Below are 1,662 nucleotides of genomic sequence, written 5' to 3'. Positions count from 1 at the left end.
GAAGCGCAGGGCCTGCTCCCGCATCTCGTCCATCAATTCGGGGCCGGTGATGCCTTCGCGGAATCCCGGGTAGTTCTCCACTTCGGTGGTGGTCATCAACGCGCCGCCGAACTGCGTGCCCTCGAACACCAACGGCTTGAGCTGGGCGCGGGCAGCGTAGATGGCTGCGGTGTATCCGGCGGGGCCGGAACCGATGATGATGACGTCGTGAACCGTCGCTGAGGTGGACATGTAGGCCTTTCTGCCGTACTCGGCACGGGTTGCAACGTCAGCCTAGGCCGGATGGGTTCCCAGGTGAGTTCGTAGGACAGACTACGGACGTTTCACCGGGCGTTTCACCACGGTCTGGGCCAACGTCCCGGCGTGTTCAGCGTCGCAGTTCGCCGGGAGCACCAGGGCGACGACGGAGTCGGTCGTGTCGGGTGGTCTGGGCGGCACCAGGACCAGCACGCCGGGCTGACCGGCCACCTCCAGGGGCCGGGCACCGAGGACCGTCACGCCGGAGGGATAGCCCAGCGCGGTCAGGCAGGCGGTCCGGCGCTGCGGGTCGGTCAACGGCCCCAGGTCGGCCGGTGTCGACAGAAGGCCCAGGATCTGGGATTCGGACAGACCGATCTCGCTGCGCGGCGGTGACACGGTGATCTTGCCCAGGCTGGTCATGGTCGAGGGTGCCCGACCGGCCGGGTGTGTCAGTACGGCTCCGCCCACCACGGCGGCCAGCACGGCCGCACCCGCTCCGGTGACGGCGGCGATCAGCTTCCAGCGTCTGGCGGACGGCATCGGCGGGGCCGGCTCGGTCCGCAGCGCCTCGGACAGCCGGGCACTGACCTCGGCGGGCACCGGGGCAGCGGACTCGGAATCCGCACCGAGTTCGCGTAGATCGCGGCGCACCCGATCGAGGGCGGTCAGGGTGTTCCTGGCCTCGGGGCCGGCCAGGGGGTCGCTGCGCACGCGCCTGCGGACGTCCGCGGCGGTGGCGTCGTCGAGCAGCCCGGCCTGCAGATCAGCCAGCAGCTCAGCAGGAATCGGGCCGTCCGACGGCACTCGGGGCGTGCTGCCGTTCATCGGCTTCAAAGTACTGGAGCAGGCGGGCCAGCTTGTGCCTGGCGCGGGCGCACCGGCTCTTCACGGTGCCCTCCGCCACCCCGAGCAGCAGCGCCGTCTCGGCCACCGAGTAGCCCTGCATGTCGACCGCGACCACCGCGGCGCGCTGCTCGATCGGCAACTGCATCAGGGCCCGCTCCACCACGATCGCGGTGGCCACCCGGGGAGCCGGGTCGCCCGCGGGGTCGCGGAGGTGAACCAGGTGGCCGAGTTCGTACTGGGACGCGGTGGGCTGGTTGCGTGATCGGCGCACGCGGTCCAGGCAGGCGTTGACCACGATCCGGTACAGCCAACTGCTGACCGCCGAGTCGTGGCGGAACGAAGCGGCGGTGCGATGTGCCGACAACAGCGCGTCCTGCACGGCGTCGTCAGCGTCCTCGTGGTGACGGCTGGTCAGGAAGGCCAAGCGGCGCAACTGGCGGTGGTGCCGGTGGACCAGTTCCTCGAACGCGTAGCGGTCCCCGGCGACATGGGCGGCCAGCAGTTCGGCGTCCGAGCGCACGGCCGCATCGTGCCCCCGCGGCTGCTCTGTGCCCGGCTTGCCGGTCCCCCCGAACC

General features: G+C 70.8%; 3 protein-coding genes. All 3 read right to left on the bottom strand.

The features are described from left to right. A partial coding sequence (locus ACWGPE_RS18685) for an FAD-dependent oxidoreductase (RefSeq protein WP_452049262.1) occupies positions 1–231 on the bottom strand: 231 nt, incomplete at its 3' end. Between the two features lie 81 nt (positions 232–312). Further along, positions 313–1,065: a hypothetical protein gene (locus tag ACWGPE_RS18680; protein WP_452049261.1), complete on the bottom strand. Its 753-nt coding sequence runs from the start codon at positions 1,063–1,065 to the stop codon at positions 313–315. Beyond that, the coding region (gene sigM / locus ACWGPE_RS18675; RefSeq protein WP_452049260.1) for an RNA polymerase sigma factor SigM at positions 1,016–1,662 on the bottom strand (647 nt) is incomplete at its 5' end. The genes ACWGPE_RS18680 and sigM, both read right to left, overlap by 50 nt.

This window comes from Agromyces sp. NPDC055658, from assembly GCF_053618155.1.
This window is presented reverse-complemented; position numbering and strand designations above follow the sequence as displayed.